Source organism: Citrobacter sp. MGH105 (assembly GCF_001037485.2).
In the GTDB taxonomy this organism is placed as follows: Bacteria; Pseudomonadota; Gammaproteobacteria; order Enterobacterales; family Enterobacteriaceae; genus Citrobacter; species Citrobacter portucalensis.
On record NZ_CP073048.1, the window covers coordinates 4861722 to 4879799 of the forward strand.

Here is an 18078-nt window from a genome sequence, read left to right on the forward strand (position 1 = left end):
AATAGCCGTTAAAATTATATGCATTAGCGTACATCTGCGTCGGCTTACTTCGTGTCAGGGCCACGCCACTACGATAAACTACGCGCAATTATGGTCCGGGCTCAGGTTCTGGCCTCAATATTAATGACGAAGAGGATTAGGTATCTCATGGCTGAATGGAGCGGCGAATATATCAGCCCATACGCTGAGCACGGTAAGAAGAGTGAGCAAGTCAAAAAAATTACGGTTTCCATTCCTCTGAAGGTGTTAAAAATCCTTACCGATGAACGCACGCGTCGTCAGGTGAACAACCTGCGCCACGCCACCAACAGCGAACTGCTGTGTGAAGCGTTTCTGCATGCTTTTACTGGGCAACCCTTACCCAACGATGACGACCTGCGTAAAGAACGCAGTGATGAAATCCCGGAAGAAGCAAAGGTAATCATGCGTGAACTGGGTATCAACCCGGAAACGTGGGAATACTGATAGTTAGAACGGCAATGGGCATGTAGAGGCGGGAATGCTCCCGCCTTTTCTCACAGTGTTACTTACTAATACCATTGAGTTTATTCAATGTTTCTTCCATTTTGAGCGTTTCCGTACGGTTCAATGGATAGAAATAAATCAGAATGACCGCCGCCAAAAACAGGCATAGCGCCGGCAAGAGATTCGCCATCGTATAAATATTTTCCTGCACAATGCTGGTTTGCACTGCACCACCTGTTGACGATGATTGATAGCCAATGATAGCCAACATAAAGCCACCAATCGCCCCTGCGCATGCCTGACCAACCTTGCGCGCAAAGAAGTTCACACCATAAACCGTGCCATCCTCGCGATCGCCAGTGACATACTGATGGTAGTCACAAACATCAGTCATAAACGCCCAAATCATCAGGTTGAATAACCCTGCACCCAGCGTCGCCAGGAACAAGAAAACCAGATAGACCTTTGCATCCGTAATGTGGACAAAGTACATAATCACATACATGACCACGGCAAAAAGCAACGCGCCTACGCTGGCTTCTTTTTTACCAAACCGCTTCGTGAGCCAGGATGCCGATGGTGCCAGCAAAACCAGGGAACCAAAGGTAAACAGCAACGCGACTGACATCGCCTCTTTATTGTGGAAATAGTCATTAAACAGGTAAGTCATGTTGGTACCGGACAACCCCTGATTAATTACAATCAGCAAATCCACAACCACTAAAACAATCAGCGCCTTATTGCGTGCCAGTCCCTTCAGCAACACCGAAACGGGCATGCTCTCTTTTCTCTCCACGCGCACGCGCTCCGTCGTTAAATGACAGGTCAAGGATAAAAAGATCAAGCCCAGCACTGCGCAACCAATGGAAATCCAGAAGAAGTGTTGCCCGGAAATCACCTGGCTTCCATCCACCAGGGTGGTGTACATCAGGATTGGAATGAAAAAGCCAGTTGCCCCACCGCCAATTGCTGACCCAACGCTACGCCAGGTTGAAAGCGATACACGATCTTCAGGATTCGAGCTAATCGCCGCAGACATAGCACCGTACGGAATACTCACGGTCGATAACAGCGAACCGTAAATGAAATAGGAGCAGCAGATGTAGATGATTTTCGCCGTATAAGAAAAATCATTCACAAACGGCAGGAACAGGACAACCGCAATGATGCAAAATGGATACTTCATGCGACGCACCCACGGGTTGAAACGTCCATGTACCGTCAGTTTAGAGGTATCGCATAAGCGCCCTACACCAACATCAACGAACGCATCAAAGAGTTTGGTCACAAAATAGAGTGAGCCAACAATAACGCCGGAAATACCGAGGACGTTAGTGTAATAAATCATTAAAAAACTATTAACTAAGCCAAGAATAAAACAGGTTCCGAGGTCACCACATAAATAACCAATTTTATCTCTAATTCCGAAAGGCCTGACGGCAGTGGTTTCATTATTTCCGATAATAGTTCCATCATTAGACATGATGTCAACTCCTTAGACATATTATTCACACAAACTATGCTTATCGACGTAATCAGCCGATACGAAAACTATTACCGATTAAAAGTTATAACCAAGACCGACACGATAACGGGTCTGACGATCGTCTGTCGTTGTTGTGTTATAACCCGAGGAAACGTTGCCAACCTCAACAAATGGAACCCAGGAGCCTAATTTGTACGCCACGCGGAAGTTATATTCATAATCATCTTTCCGGTTGTTATATAAATCTTCGCTATCGGCAATTTTATAAATACCATTTAACTCAAACATCCAGTCATTGACGTTATAACCAAGCCAGGCTTCCGGACGATAGACCATGCGGTCATCTTTGCCGTCAGTGTTTCTACGCATGTACTCCTGACGATAGCGGAACGCGGTCCACCAGTTGTCGTTGATGTTGTACTGCACGCGGATATAAGGCTTATAAATCGCGATATTATCGCCCGTTTCGATCGCAATGCCGGGCTGCCAGACAAGACCCTGCCAGGTGAACTGGTAGCTTGCGGTATACTCGTTGCCATTACTTTCCATATTATTCCACGCATCATTTGACTGCGTGTTTTCGGAACGAGAAATGGCTTCTACTGCCACACCAAAACCCGTGGCAAAACGGTGAGACATATACACACGATCGTAATTACGTCCATCGTCATAATATTCATGCCGGTAATCAACATAACCCGCTTGTGCGGCCGCAGAGAATAATGGAATCAGTAATAACGCAGATTTAAATTTCATGACAATCCCTCTTCACACTCAATAACGGAAATAATCCATCTCGTTTGTCCATAAAATGGGAAAACAAAAAGGCTTTTAGATTAATTTTATATTTCCACGAAAGTGTATTTTAGAAAGAAAGCAGAAACCTTTGGTATTTTGCCAGGAACTGGTAAAAGTGGCAAAAGACAGAAGATAAAAAGGATGCAGATCACCAGTTGTAATATTTTACTGAAAAAGTAAAACACCGTTTTACTTATTAAATAAAATAGATTATTCAATGCATCAATATATATTTCAGTTCTGAAACGCAGAAACAAAAAAAGCGCCGTAAGGCGCTTTTTTCTGACAGCTGAAACTTACTTGCTGCCTGGGATGCTGAAACGCTTGTTGAAGCGATCAACACGGCCACCGGTAGCAACATCACGCTGCTTGCCAGTATAGAACGGGTGGCACTGACCGCACACGTCCAGGTTCAGATCGTGACCGACGGTAGAGCGGATTTTCATGACGTTACCGCAAGAGCAGTTTGCAGTAATTTCTTCGTATTTCGGGTGAATATCTTTTTTCATGGGAAAACCTCGGTTTAAGGCCGCGTCGCTCTTCCAGCCCTAACGCCAGACACCACGCGATGTTAATTATTCCCCGTCACCTTTCACGCTGCATCAACAGCCTGAAACTCTCGGGTAATGGTCATTGTTTGACGCAATCAATTTGCATCAAAGGCGGCGAATCATACAGAAATTAACCTGCTCATGCAAACTGATCCGCATTCTACCCTCCACTAATGTGTATACTAACCCGCCAGATTTCAAGTCAGGATGATTCAATGCCCGTTGCGCACGTTGCCTTACCTGTTCCGCTACCTCGCACCTTTGACTACCTCCTGCCGGAAGGCTTGAGTGCCAAAGCCGGGTGTCGTGTACGCGTGCCCTTTGGCAAGCAGCAGGAGCGCGTGGGTATTGTCCTTTCCGTCAGCGAGCACAGTGAACTGCCGCGGAGCGAATTGAAAGCCGTTCTCGAAGTGCTGGACAGCGAACCGGTCTACTCGACCTCCGTCTGGCGTCTGCTGTTGTGGGCGGCTGATTATTATCATCATCCCATCGGTGACGTACTGTTTCACGCTCTGCCAATTTTACTGCGCCAGGGACGCCCGGCGACAAACGCGCCCATGTGGTACTGGTTTGCTACTGAAGAAGGCCAGGTTATTGACCTCAACAGCCTGAAGCGTTCTCCCAAGCAGCAACAGGCGCTGGCTGCGCTACGCCAGGGGAAAATCTGGCGCGACCAGGTGGCTGAACTGGAATTTAATGATGCCGCATTACAGGCACTGCGGAAAAAAGGGCTGTGCGATCTGGCGAGCGAAACACCAGGCTTTAGCGACTGGCGTACGCACTACGCGGTTTCCGGTGAGCGTCTGCGGCTGAACACCGAGCAGGCCACCGCCGTCGGGGCGATTCACAGCGCCTCAGACAGTTTTAGCGCCTGGCTATTAGCGGGCGTAACGGGATCAGGCAAAACAGAGGTCTATCTCAGCGTTCTGGAAAACGTCCTTGCCCAAGGCAAGCAGGCGCTGGTGATGGTGCCGGAGATTGGCCTGACGCCGCAAACTATTGCCCGTTTTCGCGAACGTTTTAATGCGCCGGTCGAAGTCCTGCACTCCGGTTTAAACGACAGTGAACGTCTTTCAGCCTGGCTGAAAGCAAAAAATGGCGAGGCGGCGATTGTTATCGGCACGCGTTCTTCGCTGTTTACGCCGTTTAAAAATCTCGGCGTGATTGTCATCGACGAAGAACACGACAGCTCTTATAAACAGCAGGAAGGCTGGCGCTATCATGCGCGCGACCTCGCGGTTTACCGCGCCCATAGTGAGCAGATCCCGATTATTCTCGGCTCAGCCACTCCGGCACTGGAAACGCTGTGTAACGTGCGGCAGAACAAATACCGCATGCTGCGCCTGACGCGCCGCGCCGGAAATGCGCGCCCAGCCACTCAGCACGTGCTGGATCTCAAAGGTCAGCAAGTGCAGGCCGGACTCGCCCCTGCTCTAATCGCCCGTATGCGTCAGCACCTGCAGGCGGATAACCAGGTGATCCTGTTTTTGAACCGTCGTGGTTTTGCGCCTGCGCTGCTGTGCCACGACTGTGGTTGGATTGCAGAATGTCCGCGTTGCGATCACTACTACACGCTACATCAGGCGCAGCACCACCTGCGTTGCCACCACTGCGACAGCCAGCGCCCAATACCGCGTCAGTGCCCTTCCTGTGGTTCAACGCATATGGTTCCGGTAGGACTCGGCACCGAACAGCTTGAGCAGGCTCTGGCACCTTTTTTCCCCGGTGTGCCAATTTCACGTATAGACCGCGACACCACCAGCCGTAAAGGGTCGCTGGAGCAGCATCTGGCGGAAGTGCATCGCGGCGGCGCACGAATTCTTATAGGCACGCAAATGCTGGCCAAAGGCCACCACTTCCCGGACGTCACTCTGGTGGCGCTGCTGGACGTTGACGGCGCGCTATTCTCCGCAGATTTCCGGTCAGCAGAACGCTTCGCCCAGCTCTATACGCAGGTCTCTGGCCGTGCCGGACGCGCCGGGAAGCAAGGCGAAGTGGTGCTGCAAACGCACCATCCTGAACATCCGCTGCTGCAAACCTTGCTGTATAAAGGCTATGACGCGTTTGCCGAACAGGCGCTGGCCGAGCGACAAACGCTCCAGCTTCCACCGTGGACCAGCCATGTGATCGTGCGGGCAGAAGACCATAACAACCAGCATGCACCAATGTTCTTGCAGCAGCTACGGAATCTCATTCAAGCCAGCCCGTTGGCCGATGACAAACTCTGGGTGCTCGGCCCGGTTCCCGCACTGGCGCCCAAACGCGGTGGTCGTTATCGTTGGCAAATATTGTTGCAACATCCATCACGAATTCGTCTGCAACATATCGTCAGCGGCACGCTGGCACTGATCAATACGCTACCCGATGCACGCAAGGTTAAATGGGTGCTGGATGTCGATCCCATCGAGGGATAACCCCTCACGATGCGAGGCGGATCGTAAAATTAAAGATCCATCACACTTTTTATGAAAATTCTGTAACCGCTTCCATTCACTATCTGATAAAAATGTTTCAGATGAAGGTTATCCAGGGACGAGTCTGTGCCAGCAGCTCTCTGGCGAGGAGAAAGAGTGAAACCGAATAAGCAGGTTGCCGCCGCTACGATGAAAGATGTTGCTCTGAAGGCGAAAGTCTCAACGGCAACCGTATCCCGCGCATTAATGAACCCGGACAAAGTCTCACAGTCAACCCGTAACAAGGTTGAGCAGGCAGCGCTGGAAGTGGGATATCTACCCCAATCAATGGGACGTAACGTTAAGCGTAATGAGTCACGTACCATTCTGGTGATTGTGCCGGATATCTGCGATCCGTTTTTTAGCGAAGTGATTCGTGGCATCGAAGTGACTGCCGCAGAACAGGGATACCTGGTGCTTATTGGCGACTGCGCGCACCAGAATCAGCAGGAAAAGACGTTTCTTAACCTCATTATCACCAAGCAGATCGATGGCATGGTACTGCTCAGCTCGCGCCTGCCGTTTGATGCCAGCGTGGAAGAACAGCGCAATTTACCGCCGATGGTCATGTCGAACGAGTTCGCGCCAGAGCTGGAACTCCCTACCGTGCACATTGATAACCTCACCGCCGCCTTTAACGCGATGAATTATCTGCTGGAACTGGGGCATAAACGCATTGGTTGTATCGCCGGCCCCGAAGATATGCCGCTGTGCCATTACCGTCTGCAAGGCTACGTTCAGGCATTACGCCGCAGCGGAATTACGGTCGATCCGCATTTCATCGCGCGCGGTGACTTTACCTATGAAGCGGGAGCCAATGCGTTGAAGCAGCTCCTTGAACTACCGCAGCCGCCTACCGCTGTCTTTTGTCACAGCGACGTCATGGCGCTGGGCGCACTCTCTTACGCCAAACGTCAGGGTCTGAAAGTCCCTGATGATTTATCCATTATTGGCTTTGATAACATTTCGCTCACGGAATTTTGTGATCCACCCCTGACAACCGTCGCACAGCCGCGTTTCGATATCGGACGTGAAGCTATGCTGTTACTGCTCGATCAATTACAAGGGCAGAGCGTCAGCAGTGGCTCACGTTTACTGGACTGCGAGCTTATTATTCGGGGTACTACCCGGGCACTGACGTAAAGTAAAGTGCTTTCGGACTCCCCTGTCTGGTCAAAGGCCCGCCGCTTAAGTAACATGGCGGGCTGACGAACGAATAAATACAGCGAAACGATAGTGGCACAACGAGATTATGTACGTCGCGGCCAACCGGCACCTTCGCGGCGCAAGAAGAGCACATCACGGAAAAAACAACGCAATACGCCTGCGGTATCGCCCGCAATGGTTGCTATTGCTGCAGCCGTACTCGTGACCTTTATCGGTGGTCTGTACTTCATTACGCATCACAAGAAAGAAGAGTCCGAAACGCTGCAAAACCAGAAAGTCACCGGTAATGGCATTCCGCCAAAACCGGAAGAGCGCTGGCGATACATCAAAGAGCTGGAAAGCCGTCAGCCTGGCGTACGTGCGCCTACCGAACCGTCTGCGGGCGGCGAGGTGCTGAATGCCGACCAGCTAACCAATGAGCAGCGCCAGCTATTGGCGCAAATGCAGGCTGATATGCGTCAACAGCCGACACAGCTCAACGAAGTACCGTGGAACGAGCAAACGCCTGAACAGCGCCAGCAAACGCTGCAGCGTCAGCGTCAGGTGCAACAGCAGCAGTGGAATAACGCACAGCAGCAGGCTCAGCAGCCGCGTCCACGGGCAACAGAACAGCCGTATCAGCAGCAGCAAACGCGTACAGCACAAGCCGCGCCGGTACAGCAGCCGAAAGCGCAGCCAAAACCGGCGGCGCAACAGCCGTATCAGGATCTGCTGCAAACGCCTGCGCATACCACCGCCGCTCAGCCGAAAACGCAACCGGCCGCGCCAATAACGAATGAAACGCAACCGCCAAAACAGACGGCGGAGAAAAAAGATGAACGCCGCTGGATGGTTCAGTGCGGGTCATTTAAAGGCGCTGAGCAGGCAGAAACCGTGCGCGCGCAGCTGGCCTTTGAAGGGTTCAACTCGCGTATTACCACCAATAACGGCTGGAATCGCGTGGTCATTGGTCCGGTCAAAGGCAAAGAGAATGCCGACAACACCATCAGCCGCCTGAAGGTTGCTGGTCACACAAACTGCATTCGACTCGCCACTGGGGGTTGAAACCCCCAAAATCCCCCCCATCTATACTTGCATTACGCCCCGCATCCTGTGCGGGGCCTGTATTCTGCATTTGTAACCAAGGGGTCTGCTCGTGACAACAATAGTAAGCGTACGCCGTAACGGCCATGTGGTAATCGCCGGTGATGGTCAGGCCACACTGGGTAACACCGTAATGAAAGGCAACGTGAAGAAAGTCCGCCGTCTGTATAACGACAAAGTCATTGCGGGCTTTGCGGGCGGTACTGCGGATGCATTCACGCTGTTCGAACTGTTCGAACGCAAGCTGGAAATGCACCAGGGTCACCTGGTGAAAGCGGCCGTTGAACTGGCAAAAGACTGGCGTACCGACCGTATGCTGCGCAAACTCGAAGCGCTGCTGGCCGTCGCAGATGAAACTGCATCGCTCATCATCACCGGTAACGGCGACGTCATCCAGCCAGAAAACGATCTGATTGCTATCGGCTCCGGCGGTCCCTACGCCCAGGCTGCTGCACGCGCTCTGCTTGAAAATACCGAGCTTGGCGCACGCGAGATTGCTGAGAAAGCGTTGGATATTGCAGGGGATATCTGCATTTATACCAACCACTTCCATACCATCGAAGAATTGAACTCCAAAGCGTAAGGATCCCCCATGTCTGAAATGACCCCACGCGAAATTGTCAGCGAACTGAACAAACACATCATCGGCCAGGATAACGCTAAGCGTTCCGTGGCGATCGCCCTGCGTAACCGCTGGCGTCGTATGCAGCTCAACGAAGAGTTGCGTCATGAAGTCACGCCGAAAAACATTCTGATGATTGGCCCGACCGGTGTCGGTAAAACCGAAATCGCCCGTCGTCTGGCAAAACTGGCCAACGCGCCGTTCATCAAAGTTGAAGCAACAAAATTCACCGAAGTCGGCTATGTTGGTAAAGAAGTAGATTCCATCATCCGCGATCTGACCGACGCTGCCATTAAGATGGTCCGCGTGCAGGCAATCGAGAAAAACCGCTTCCGTGCCGAAGAGATGGCGGAAGAGCGCATTCTCGACGTGCTGATCCCACCTGCTAAAAATAACTGGGGACAGTCAGAGCAGCCGCAGGAACCTTCTGCAGCGCGTCAGGCATTCCGTAAAAAACTGCGTGAAGGCCAGCTGGATGATAAAGAGATCGAAATCGATCTCGCGGCCGCACCGATGGGCGTTGAAATTATGGCGCCTCCAGGAATGGAAGAGATGACCAGCCAGCTGCAGTCCATGTTCCAGAACCTGGGCGGTCAGAAGCAAAAACCGCGTAAGCTGAAAATCAAAGACGCGATGAAGCTGCTGATTGAAGAAGAAGCGGCCAAACTGGTGAACCCGGAAGAGCTGAAACAAGAAGCTATCGACGCCGTTGAGCAGCACGGGATCGTGTTTATCGACGAAATCGACAAAATCTGTAAGCGCGGCGAATCCTCCGGCCCGGACGTGTCCCGTGAAGGCGTGCAGCGCGACCTGCTGCCGCTGGTTGAAGGCTGCACGGTCTCCACCAAGCACGGCATGGTGAAAACAGATCACATTCTGTTTATCGCTTCTGGTGCATTCCAGGTAGCCAAACCGTCCGACCTGATCCCAGAACTGCAGGGGCGTCTGCCGATTCGTGTCGAGCTGCAGGCGCTGACCACCAGCGATTTTGAGCGTATCCTTACCGAACCGAATGCCTCCATCACCGTCCAGTACAAAGCGCTGATGGCGACTGAAGGTGTGGACATCAACTTCACTGAATCCGGTATTAAACGCATTGCCGAAGCGGCCTGGCAGGTTAACGAAACCACCGAAAACATCGGTGCACGTCGTCTGCATACCGTTCTGGAACGTCTGATGGAAGATATTTCCTATGATGCGAGCGATTTGAACGGCCAAAGCATCACAATTGATGCCGAATATGTGAGCAAACATCTGGATGCGCTGGTCGCAGATGAAGATCTGAGCCGTTTTATCCTATAATCGCGTTCAATGCATTTTCATCACTGTTGATGGGGCTGATAAAGCCCCATTTTTATTGGCGCTAAATATGACTGAACAACAACAAATTAGCCGCTCACAAGCCTGGCTGGAAAGTTTACGACCTAAGACCTTACCGCTCGCCTTCGCGGCGATCATCGTCGGTACGGCATTAGCATGGTGGCAAGGATACTTCGATCCGCTGGTTGCTCTGCTGGCATTGATTACGGCAGGACTGCTGCAAATTCTGTCCAATCTCGCTAACGACTATGGCGATGCCGTTAAAGGCAGCGACAAACCCGACCGTATTGGACCGCTGCGCGGTATGCAAAAAGGGGTCATCACCCAACAGCAGATGAAGCGCGCGCTGATCGTCACCGTGGTGCTGATCTGTCTGTCCGGGCTGGCCCTGGTAGCTGTAGCCTGTCACACGCTGGCGGATTTTGTCGGTTTCCTGGTGCTCGGCGGCCTGTCGATTATCGCCGCGATCACCTACACCGTGGGTAATCGCCCTTACGGATATATCGGCCTGGGCGATATTTCTGTGCTGGTATTCTTCGGCTGGCTCAGCGTAATGGGAAGTTGGTACCTGCAGGCGCATACGTTGATTCCAGCGCTGATTCTGCCTGCCACCGCCTGCGGCCTGCTGGCAACCGCCGTGCTCAACGTCAACAACCTGCGCGATATCAACAGCGACAGAGAAAACGGCAAGAACACGCTGGTCGTGCGTTTAGGCGCTGTCAATGCCCGCCGCTACCACGCCTGTCTGCTGATGGGCACGCTGGTCTGTCTGGCACTGTTCAACCTGTTCTCACTGCAAAGCCTGTGGGGATGGCTGTTTATCCTCGCCGCTCCGCTGCTGATCAAACAGGCTCGCTATGTAATGCGCGAGATGGACCCGGCTGCAATGCGTCCGATGCTGGAACGCACCGTAAAAGCGGCACTATTAACTAACCTACTGTTTGTCGTTGGGATTTTCTTAAGTCAGTGGTCTCTTTAACTGACAAATATCAATTAACAATTGATGATTTTGCCAACAGTACACATAGCGCGATATACTAAAAATTCTCGCAGCAACTGAACGTTAAGCCTATGAAATACGATACATCCGAGCTTTGTGACATCTATCAGGAAGATGTCAACGTCGTGGAACCGCTGTTCTCTAACTTTGGAGGACGGTCGTCGTTTGGCGGACAAATCATCACGGTAAAATGTTTCGAGGACAACGGGTTGCTGTACGATCTGCTCGAACAAAACGGCCGTGGTCGCATTCTGCTGGTCGATGGCGGCGGTTCTGTCCGTCGTGCGCTGGTCGATGCCGAACTGGCACGGCTGGCCGTACAGAATGAATGGGAAGGTCTGGTCATCTACGGCTCAGTACGCCAGGTAGACGATCTGGAAGAACTGGATATCGGCATTCAGGCGATTGCCGCAATTCCGGTAGGCGCTTCCGGTGAAGGCATTGGGGAAAGCGATGTGCGCGTCAACTTTGGCGGCGTGACGTTCTTCTCCGGCGACCACCTGTACGCCGATAACACCGGGATAATCCTCTCCGAAGACCCGCTCGATATCGAGTGATCAAAAAGGCACCGCAAGGTGCCTTTTTTTATGCGTTGTCGCTGATTGCCGGATGTCGGCTCACGCCTTATCCGGCCTACAGGTATCCGCATTCTAAATCCTCTATAGATTTCGCGTCAGGGCAAGGCGGCAAGTAAGTGAATCCCCAGGAGCATAGGCCACTATGTGACTGGGGTGAACGCACGCAGCCAACGCCGCCATAACGTGAAATATGACGAGGATTAGACTTCTTCCATACGACCCAGCAGGGCATGCAGACGATCCTGCCAGCCGCTCTGCTGTTCTTTCAGGCTGTTGTTCTCACGCTCCAGTTCTTCACGCTGCTGCTGTGCAGTCTGAACTTCCTGCGACAGTGAGTTGTTCTTTTCTTTCAGCTCTTCGATTTCCATCTGCAACAGCGTGATGGTATCAATCGCCTGCTGTACTTTTGCTTCCAGTTTCTCAAACACTTCTAATGACATCGTCATACCTCTCCTGAATTGCAAGGCGTTGATGGATAAAAATCCTCGTCCCGATAACCGGCGACGCCTTAATAAAAACGAGCGCACTCTACTTAACACCGATTGTATGAAGCCGCGTCATCCCTGTCCAGCGGCATCCCGCGCAGATTGCGGTTTGCAACACTTTTAGTCTTTCTCCTGGTGACATTACTGTCATAACTCTTAAGTGTTAACAGGTTGATCAGTGAAATGATTCAGCTCACACTATTTTTGTATAACAAATACCTCACAATGGCGCGAAAACGCTCATTTTGTTGATGCAGTACACACATTTTAATTTCGATATTTCTCGTTTTTGCGCGTTAACGATAAATTAACAGTGTGCCTACCGGCTCCGGGGATGTCAGTGACCTTCTCGCACACAATAAACATTAAACTCTCTTCAGGATCCGATTATGAGTCAAACATCAACCTTAAAAGGCCAGTGCATTGCTGAATTCCTCGGTACCGGGTTGTTGATTTTCTTCGGTGTGGGCTGTGTCGCTGCACTTAAAGTGGCTGGGGCTACTTTCGGTCAGTGGGAAATCAGTGTCATCTGGGGTCTGGGGGTAGCGATGGCTATCTATCTGACCGCAGGCGTTTCTGGTGCACACCTGAATCCCGCGGTAACCATCGCACTCTGGCTGTTCGCCTGTTTTGATAAACGCAAAGTTGTTCCTTTTATTATTTCGCAAATTGCCGGCGCCTTTTGCGCAGCGGCACTGGTTTACGGGCTTTATTACAATCTTTTCCTCGATTTCGAACAAACTAACCATATCGTACGCGGCAGTACCGAGAGCCTGGGTCTGGCAGGTACTTTCTCCACCTATCCAAACCCGCATATCAATTTTGTGCAGGCCTTCGCGGTTGAAATGGTCATTACCGCTATTCTAATGGGGCTGATTCTGGCTCTGACCGACGATGGTAACGGTGTACCTCGTGGTCCGCTGGCACCACTGCTGATCGGCTTGTTGATTGCCGTTATTGGTGCTTCCATGGGTCCGCTGACAGGTTTTGCGATGAACCCGGCACGTGACTTCGGACCGAAACTCTTCGCCTGGATGGCCGGATGGGGTGAGATTGCCTTCACGGGTGGTCGCGATATCCCTTACTTCCTGGTTCCGGTGTTTGGCCCGATTACCGGCGCGATTTTGGGCGCATGGGCATATCGCAAACTGATTGGTCGTCATTTACCGTGCGATGTCTGCGCGATTGAAGAAAAAGACGTTGCGGCCAACACTCAACAAAAAGCTTCGCAGTAATGTGACTACGGGACAAAAAATTATGACTGAAAAAAAATATATCGTTGCGCTCGACCAGGGCACCACCAGCTCCCGCGCGGTCGTAATGGACCACGATGCGAATATCGTTGCCGTTTCACAGCGCGAATTCGAACAAATTTACCCGAAAGCAGGTTGGGTAGAACATGACCCGATGGAAATTTGGGCGACCCAAAGCTCCACGCTGGTAGAAGTTCTGGCGAAAGCCGATATCAGTTCCGATGAAATTGCAGCGATCGGTATTACCAACCAGCGTGAAACCACCATTGTCTGGGAACGCGAAACCGGTAAACCTATCTATAACGCGATTGTGTGGCAGTGTCGTCGTACCGCGGATATCTGCGAAAAGCTCAAGCGCGACGGTATGGAAGAGTACATCCGTAATAATACAGGTCTGGTCATTGACCCGTACTTCTCCGGCACCAAAGTGAAGTGGATCCTCGACCACGTAGAAGGCTCACGTGAGCGCGCTCGTCGCGGCGAACTGCTGTTCGGTACCGTAGATACCTGGCTTATCTGGAAAATGACGCAGGGACGTGTACACGTCACGGATTACACCAACGCCTCACGTACCATGCTGTTCAACATCCACTCCCTGGACTGGGATGACACGATGCTGGATGCGCTGGATATTCCGCGTGCAATGCTGCCGGAAGTACGTCGTTCTTCTGAAGTGTACGGCCAAACCAACATCGGTGGTAAAGGCGGCATTCGTATTCCTATCTCCGGTATCGCTGGTGACCAGCAGGCGGCGCTGTTTGGCCAGCTGTGCGTGAAGGAAGGGATGGCGAAAAATACTTACGGTACCGGCTGCTTCATGCTGATGAACACCGGCGAGAAAGCCGTTAAGTCCGAAAACGGACTGCTGACCACCATCGCCTGCGGACCGACCGGGGAAGTGAACTACGCGCTGGAAGGTGCGGTATTTATGGCTGGCGCATCTATCCAGTGGCTGCGTGATGAAATGAAACTCATCAGCGATGCGTTCGACTCCGAATATTTCGCCACCAAAGTGAAAGACACCAACGGCGTGTACGTCGTTCCGGCATTTACTGGCCTGGGTGCACCATACTGGGACCCGTATGCTCGCGGCGCCATCTTTGGTCTGACCCGTGGGGTAAACTCCAACCACATCATCCGTGCCACGCTTGAGTCTATTGCATATCAGACTCGTGATGTTCTGGAAGCAATGCAGGCTGACTCCGGTATTCGCCTGCACGCCCTACGCGTCGATGGCGGTGCGGTCGCCAACAACTTCCTGATGCAGTTCCAGTCCGACATTCTCGGCACGCGCGTTGAGCGCCCGGAAGTCCGCGAAGTCACCGCATTGGGTGCGGCATACCTGGCCGGTCTGGCAGTAGGCTTCTGGCAGAATCTGGATGAGCTGCAGGAAAAAGCGGTCATCGAGCGTGAATTCCGCCCAGGCATCGAAACCACCGAACGTAACTTCCGTTACAGCGGCTGGAAAAAAGCGGTCAAACGCGCCATGGCATGGGAAGATCACGACGAGTAATACGTCATAGCCGGATGGCAACTGTGCCTTATCCGGCAATATCTTCGTGCGGGGGCAACCCCGCACACACATCAATAATCTCGCCCCCTCCCCTGTGCTACACTTCGCGCCATTCCTTTCAGCTACGAGTTTGCAATGAGACGAGAACTTGCCATTGAATTTTCACGCGTGACCGAAGCGGCCGCGCTGGCTGGCTATAAATGGCTGGGCCGCGGCGACAAAAATACCGCTGACGGCGCGGCGGTAAACGCCATGCGTATTATGCTCAACCAGGTCAATATCGACGGCACCATCGTGATTGGCGAGGGTGAGATCGATGAAGCACCGATGCTGTTTATCGGTGAGAAAGTCGGGACCGGTCTTGGTGATGCGGTCGACATCGCCGTCGATCCTATCGAAGGCACACGCATGACGGCAATGGGTCAGGCAAACGCGCTGGCCGTACTGGCTGTTGGCGATAAAGGCTGCTTCCTGAACGCGCCAGACATGTACATGGAAAAGCTGATTGTCGGCCCAGGCGCAAAAGGGTCTATCGACCTGAACCTGTCGCTGGAAGCCAACCTGCAGAACGTTGCCGCTGCACTCAATAAGCCGCTGAGTGAACTGACCGTCACCATTCTGGCCAAGCCACGCCATGATGAAACGATCGCCGAAATGCAAAAATTGGGCGTGCGCGTCTTTGCTATTCCAGACGGTGACGTTGCTGCCTCCATTCTGACATGCATGCCAGACAGTGAAGTTGACGTGCTGTACGGCATTGGCGGCGCACCGGAAGGCGTCGTTTCGGCCGCCGTTATCCGCGCGCTGGACGGTGACATGCAGGGCCGTTTGCTGGCACGTCATGACGTCAAAGGCGACAGCGAAGAAAACCGTCGCATTGGCGAACAGGAACTGGCTCGTTGCGCCGCCATGGGCATTGAAGCGGGCAAAGCGCTGCGCCTCGATGAAATGGCGCGTAGCGACAACGTCATTTTCTCTGCCACCGGCATCACCAAAGGCGATTTGCTGGAAGGGATTAGCCGCAAAGGCAATATCGCAACCACCGAAACGCTGCTGATCCGCGGTAAATCACGTACGATCCGCCGCATTCAGTCGATTCACTACCTCGATCGCAAAGATCCCGATGTGCAGGCGCACATCCTGTAATTGATTTGATCAATAGAGCCTTCCAGCCCATATGGGCTGGAAATCTTTCGTCCAACGAACGAAGATAAGGCAATCAAAGCAGACAGGAGAGAACCATGGCAGATTGGGTAACAGGCAAAGTCACGAAGGTACAGAACTGGACCGATGCCCTGTTTAGTTTGACCGTGCGAGCTCCGGTTCTTCCTTTCACTGCAGGTCAATTCACCAAGCTTGGCCTTGAGATCGAGGGCGAGCGCGTCCAGCGCGCCTATTCTTACGTCAATGCCCCTGATAACCCCGATTTAGAGTTTTATCTGGTGACGGTTCCCGACGGCAAACTCAGCCCTCGTCTGGCAGCACTGAAGCCTGGCGATGAAGTCCAGGTGGTGAGTGAAGCTGCTGGTTTCTTCGTGCTGGATGAAGTCCCCGATTGCGACACGCTGTGGATGCTGGCAACCGGCACGGCTATCGGCCCATACTTGTCGATTCTGCAATTAGGCAAAGACCTGGATCGCTTCAAAAATCTGGTGCTGGTCCACGCCGCGCGCTATGCCGCCGATTTGAGCTATCTGCCGTTGATGCAGGCGCTGGAAAAGCGCTACGAAGGTAAATTACGCATCCAGACGGTGGTCAGCCGTGAAACCGTGGCAGATTCGCTGACCGGGCGTGTACCGGCGCTAATTGAAAGCGGTGAACTGGAAAAAGCGGTCGGGCTGCCAATGGATAAAGAAACCTGTCATGTGATGCTGTGCGGAAACCCGCAGATGGTACGCGACACGCAGCAGTTGCTGAAGGACACCCGGCAGATGACCAAACACCTGCGCCGCCGACCAGGCCATATGACCGCAGAGCACTACTGGTAAGAACGTTTCAATGCCCGGTAAACACCCGGGCATTTTGCCGGATGGCGCTTACACTTATCCGGCCTACGAGTCAGCTCTGTACTTTACGTCCTGCGTATCCTTACCATATTTATTTGCGTCCTGGGTGCCAATGAACGCCCCCAGATCGATAAGCATGCCGACCAGAATCAACGTTGGAACAAAGCGGCCTACCGCCCATTGCCAGACGCCGGGTAACATCGCCCAATTTCCGGCCAGCAGCATCCACGCCAGAATCATCAACAGCGCCCACGCTCCGGAACGCCCCCGGTCATGCAGACGTTTTACCGTCACTGCCGCCGTTGGCCATAGCAGACACACCAGACAAAAAGCCGCGGTCTGAATATCGAGTAATTGTTTGCTCGCCAGCGAAAACAAAACCAGCATGCCGACGATCCATAGGCCAATCCAAATCCAGAAATCACGGCGCCCGATGCGCCCTTTAAATGAGAATAACCACTGCTGTATGGTCATGTAAGTTCCTTTATTATTACCTTCCAGAACAGTTTACCCTTTTGACAAGCTCGACGGTTACCGTTTTAATCGTGAGCAGTGAGAATGAAAGGTACGATTGATGAAGCACGGATTTACACTGTTTTTATTATTGTTTTCAGCCTTAACCGCCAGCCCTGCGGCATTGGCGGAAGAGCCATCGACGGCAACCACAGCCCCCTATTTACTGGCGGGCGCGCCGACCTTTGACCTGTCGATTAGCCAGTTTCGCGAAAACTTTAATACACAGAATCCGAAGCTGATCCTGAATGAGTTCCGCGCCATCGACAGCAGTCGCGATCGGGCAAATCTCACCCGCGCGGCCAGCAAAATCAATGAAAACCTGTATGCGTCTTCCGCCCTTGAGCGCGGCACCCTGAAAATCAAAAGCATGCAAATAACCTGGTTACCAATTCAGGGACCAGAGCAAAAGGCAGCTAAAGCGAAAGCGCTGGAATACATGACCGCCGTCATCCGCACCGTCGCACCGCTACTGACGAAGGAACAGAGCCAGAAAAAGCTACAAAAACTGCTCGCCGCAGGCAAAGGTAAGCACTATTACGCCGAAACAGAAGGCGCAATTCGCTATGTCGTAGCAGATAACGGTGAAAAGGGGCTGACCTTCGCTGTTGAACCGATTAAGCTGGCTCTATCTGAAAACCTCGAAGGGTCGAATTCCCCCTAAATTATTCACGTTTCAGGAAGGCGGCGACGCAACGAATCCCCAGGAGCTTACATCAGTAAGTGACTGGGGTGAGAGAGTACAGCCAACGCACCTGCAACGTGGAGAATGACGGGGAAATGAC

At 52.4% G+C, this 18078-nt stretch carries 18 protein-coding genes; 13 read left to right on the forward strand and 5 right to left on the reverse strand.

Annotation, left to right across the window (positions count from 1 at the left end; all coding sequences use genetic code 11):
- Positions 1-147: 147 nt before the first annotated feature.
- Positions 148-465, forward strand: coding sequence for a met regulon transcriptional regulator MetJ (metJ, locus tag SK35_RS23225; RefSeq protein WP_003825168.1), 318 nt, complete (start codon positions 148-150; stop codon positions 463-465).
- Positions 466-523: 58 nt separating this feature from the next.
- On the opposite strand, the gene SK35_RS23230 is transcribed toward metJ, so the two are convergent.
- The 3 genes from SK35_RS23230 to rpmE all read right to left on the reverse strand — a co-directional run bounded on the left by SK35_RS23230 (position 524) and on the right by rpmE (position 3258).
- The gene (locus SK35_RS23230) at positions 524-1948 is read right to left on the reverse strand and encodes an MFS transporter (protein ID WP_032945626.1); all 1425 of its coding nucleotides are present in this window, start codon (positions 1946-1948) and stop codon (positions 524-526) included.
- Positions 1949-2026: 78 nt separating this feature from the next.
- Positions 2027-2707, reverse strand: a complete 681-nt coding sequence (locus SK35_RS23235) for an oligogalacturonate-specific porin KdgM family protein (protein WP_003825173.1) — start codon at positions 2705-2707, stop codon at positions 2027-2029.
- Between the two features lie 338 nt (positions 2708-3045).
- The gene (gene rpmE, locus SK35_RS23240) at positions 3046-3258 is read right to left on the reverse strand and encodes a 50S ribosomal protein L31 (protein ID WP_008787040.1); all 213 of its coding nucleotides are present in this window, start codon (positions 3256-3258) and stop codon (positions 3046-3048) included.
- 257 nt (positions 3259-3515) lie between these two features.
- Between rpmE and priA the strand changes: the two genes are divergently transcribed.
- The 7 genes from priA to rraA all read left to right on the forward strand — a co-directional run bounded on the left by priA (position 3516) and on the right by rraA (position 11502).
- Positions 3516-5714 (forward strand): primosomal protein N', encoded by a 2199-nt coding sequence (gene priA, locus SK35_RS23245; RefSeq protein WP_048215183.1) that lies wholly within the window; start codon positions 3516-3518, stop codon positions 5712-5714.
- Between the two features lie 156 nt (positions 5715-5870).
- Positions 5871-6896 (forward strand): DNA-binding transcriptional regulator CytR, encoded by a 1026-nt coding sequence (gene cytR, locus SK35_RS23250; protein ID WP_003825179.1) that lies wholly within the window; start codon positions 5871-5873, stop codon positions 6894-6896.
- A gap of 93 nt (positions 6897-6989) precedes the next feature.
- Positions 6990-7964 (forward strand): cell division protein FtsN, encoded by a 975-nt coding sequence (gene ftsN / locus SK35_RS23255; RefSeq protein ID WP_071692614.1) that lies wholly within the window; start codon positions 6990-6992, stop codon positions 7962-7964.
- Between the two features lie 91 nt (positions 7965-8055).
- Complete coding sequence (gene hslV, locus SK35_RS23260) at positions 8056-8586, forward strand: ATP-dependent protease subunit HslV (RefSeq protein WP_003028805.1); 531 nt, start codon at positions 8056-8058, stop codon at positions 8584-8586.
- Between the two features lie 9 nt (positions 8587-8595).
- Positions 8596-9927 carry an HslU--HslV peptidase ATPase subunit gene (hslU, locus tag SK35_RS23265; RefSeq protein WP_003028803.1) on the forward strand — a complete coding sequence of 444 codons (1332 nt, stop codon included), beginning with the start codon at positions 8596-8598 and terminating at the stop codon, positions 9925-9927.
- Positions 9928-9994: 67 nt separating this feature from the next.
- Positions 9995-10924, forward strand: a complete 930-nt coding sequence (menA, locus tag SK35_RS23270) for a 1,4-dihydroxy-2-naphthoate polyprenyltransferase (RefSeq protein ID WP_003825185.1) — start codon at positions 9995-9997, stop codon at positions 10922-10924.
- A 92-nt stretch (positions 10925-11016) separates the two neighbouring features.
- On the forward strand, positions 11017-11502 hold the full coding sequence (rraA, locus tag SK35_RS23275; RefSeq protein WP_008787034.1) for a ribonuclease E activity regulator RraA: 486 nt from the start codon (positions 11017-11019) through the stop codon (positions 11500-11502).
- A gap of 221 nt (positions 11503-11723) precedes the next feature.
- On the opposite strand, the gene zapB is transcribed toward rraA, so the two are convergent.
- A complete protein-coding gene (gene zapB / locus SK35_RS23280; protein ID WP_095533156.1) occupies positions 11724-11969 on the reverse strand; it encodes a septal ring assembly protein ZapB in 246 nt (81 codons plus the stop codon).
- Positions 11970-12397: 428 nt separating this feature from the next.
- Between zapB and SK35_RS23285 the strand changes: the two genes are divergently transcribed.
- From SK35_RS23285 to fpr, 4 genes are all read left to right on the forward strand, one after another.
- Complete coding sequence (locus tag SK35_RS23285; RefSeq protein WP_008787032.1) at positions 12398-13243, forward strand: MIP/aquaporin family protein; 846 nt, start codon at positions 12398-12400, stop codon at positions 13241-13243.
- 22 nt (positions 13244-13265) lie between these two features.
- Entirely contained in the window at positions 13266-14774 is a 1509-nt protein-coding gene (glpK, locus tag SK35_RS23290) for a glycerol kinase GlpK (RefSeq protein ID WP_003028792.1), read from the forward strand.
- Between the two features lie 135 nt (positions 14775-14909).
- Positions 14910-15920 carry a class II fructose-bisphosphatase gene (glpX, locus tag SK35_RS23295; RefSeq protein ID WP_008787030.1) on the forward strand — a complete coding sequence of 337 codons (1011 nt, stop codon included), beginning with the start codon at positions 14910-14912 and terminating at the stop codon, positions 15918-15920.
- Positions 15921-16015: 95 nt separating this feature from the next.
- The gene (fpr, locus tag SK35_RS23300; RefSeq protein WP_048215185.1) at positions 16016-16762 is read left to right on the forward strand and encodes a ferredoxin--NADP(+) reductase; all 747 of its coding nucleotides are present in this window, start codon (positions 16016-16018) and stop codon (positions 16760-16762) included.
- A 63-nt stretch (positions 16763-16825) separates the two neighbouring features.
- On the opposite strand, the gene SK35_RS23305 is transcribed toward fpr, so the two are convergent.
- The gene (locus SK35_RS23305) at positions 16826-17254 is read right to left on the reverse strand and encodes a DUF805 domain-containing protein (RefSeq protein WP_008787028.1); all 429 of its coding nucleotides are present in this window, start codon (positions 17252-17254) and stop codon (positions 16826-16828) included.
- 100 nt (positions 17255-17354) lie between these two features.
- Here SK35_RS23305 and SK35_RS23310 point away from each other — a divergent pair, with 100 nt between their 5' ends.
- Entirely contained in the window at positions 17355-17957 is a 603-nt protein-coding gene (locus tag SK35_RS23310; RefSeq protein WP_032945595.1) for a YiiQ family protein, read from the forward strand.
- Positions 17958-18078: the final 121 nt, after the last annotated feature.

Excerpts from the sequence above, each read along its gene's own strand:
- metJ (WP_003825168.1), top strand. The coding sequence starts at position 148 with ATGGCTGAATGGAGCGGCGAATATATCAGCCCATACGCTGAGCACGGT.
- SK35_RS23230 (WP_032945626.1), bottom strand. The coding sequence starts at position 1,948 with ATGTCTAATGATGGAACTATTATCGGAAATAATGAAACCACTGCCGTC.
- SK35_RS23235 (WP_003825173.1), bottom strand. The coding sequence starts at position 2,707 with ATGAAATTTAAATCTGCGTTATTACTGATTCCATTATTCTCTGCGGCC.
- rpmE (WP_008787040.1), bottom strand. The coding sequence starts at position 3,258 with ATGAAAAAAGATATTCACCCGAAATACGAAGAAATTACTGCAAACTGC.
- priA (WP_048215183.1), top strand. The coding sequence starts at position 3,516 with ATGCCCGTTGCGCACGTTGCCTTACCTGTTCCGCTACCTCGCACCTTT.
- hslU (WP_003028803.1), top strand. The coding sequence starts at position 8,596 with ATGTCTGAAATGACCCCACGCGAAATTGTCAGCGAACTGAACAAACAC.
- menA (WP_003825185.1), top strand. The coding sequence starts at position 9,995 with ATGACTGAACAACAACAAATTAGCCGCTCACAAGCCTGGCTGGAAAGT.
- rraA (WP_008787034.1), top strand. The coding sequence starts at position 11,017 with ATGAAATACGATACATCCGAGCTTTGTGACATCTATCAGGAAGATGTC.
- zapB (WP_095533156.1), bottom strand. The coding sequence starts at position 11,969 with ATGACGATGTCATTAGAAGTGTTTGAGAAACTGGAAGCAAAAGTACAG.
- SK35_RS23285 (WP_008787032.1), top strand. The coding sequence starts at position 12,398 with ATGAGTCAAACATCAACCTTAAAAGGCCAGTGCATTGCTGAATTCCTC.
- glpK (WP_003028792.1), top strand. The coding sequence starts at position 13,266 with ATGACTGAAAAAAAATATATCGTTGCGCTCGACCAGGGCACCACCAGC.
- glpX (WP_008787030.1), top strand. The coding sequence starts at position 14,910 with ATGAGACGAGAACTTGCCATTGAATTTTCACGCGTGACCGAAGCGGCC.
- fpr (WP_048215185.1), top strand. The coding sequence starts at position 16,016 with ATGGCAGATTGGGTAACAGGCAAAGTCACGAAGGTACAGAACTGGACC.
- SK35_RS23305 (WP_008787028.1), bottom strand. The coding sequence starts at position 17,254 with ATGACCATACAGCAGTGGTTATTCTCATTTAAAGGGCGCATCGGGCGC.
- SK35_RS23310 (WP_032945595.1), top strand. The coding sequence starts at position 17,355 with ATGAAGCACGGATTTACACTGTTTTTATTATTGTTTTCAGCCTTAACC.